The organism is Sulfoacidibacillus ferrooxidans, assembly GCF_022606465.1.
Lineage (GTDB): Bacteria > Bacillota > Bacilli > Alicyclobacillales > SLC66 > Sulfoacidibacillus > Sulfoacidibacillus ferrooxidans.
This window is the reverse complement of the sequence record NZ_JALBUF010000079.1, coordinates 1-501: the sequence shown is the minus strand read 5'-3', so window position 1 is coordinate 501 and position 501 is coordinate 1. Positions and strand designations below refer to the sequence as shown.

The following is a 501-nucleotide window of genomic DNA, read 5'->3' as shown; positions in this document are numbered from 1 at the left end:
TGTCGCAAGGTGACTTCTGCCGTAACCGCTAGGAAGTTCACTGTATCATCATTCGTTGCTTCGATGCGTACGGTCCGCAACACAGGTGATGTCACATGCGTTGGAACCACACGGATGATATCGTCTAGTACACGTAACAAGTCTTTTTTATTGAAGATGATGTTCATTTAGTTAGTCTCCCTTGTTGACTACCCGCCGCCGCGAGAGTCTCATAGTCAAGACCCCACGGCGGTGGGAGGAAAGCAAGGTATGTTGATTAGCGGTTACTTATACTCCTCGCGCTGTGCGCTTGAAGCGTGTAGTCATCGGGTGTAAACAATGCAAACCCTTTTCCCATTGCACGAATCGTAATGGGTACACCGCGTTGTTCGTAGAATTTCTTCGCGCGTTCAGCGCTTTTTTTCGTGTCTGCACGAGTCACAAATTTCATGAAAACATCCCCTTATCGTCTTTTTGGGTACAAAAAATCCAGCCTCTTGCTTAGGACACCTGTGTAGGAAT

1 protein-coding gene is annotated in these 501 nt (G+C 47.3%); it reads right to left on the bottom strand.

The window, feature by feature from the left end:
* Positions 1–256 precede the first annotated feature (256 nt).
* Positions 257–430, bottom strand: coding sequence for a hypothetical protein (locus tag MM817_RS16455; RefSeq protein WP_241717134.1), 174 nt, complete (start codon positions 428–430; stop codon positions 257–259).
* Between the last annotated feature and the right edge of the window lie 71 nt (positions 431–501).

Bases quoted from the DNA above. Each gene is read 5' to 3' on its own strand.
- MM817_RS16455 (WP_241717134.1), bottom strand. From the start codon at position 430: ATGAAATTTGTGACTCGTGCAGACACGAAAAAAAGCGCTGAACGCGCG.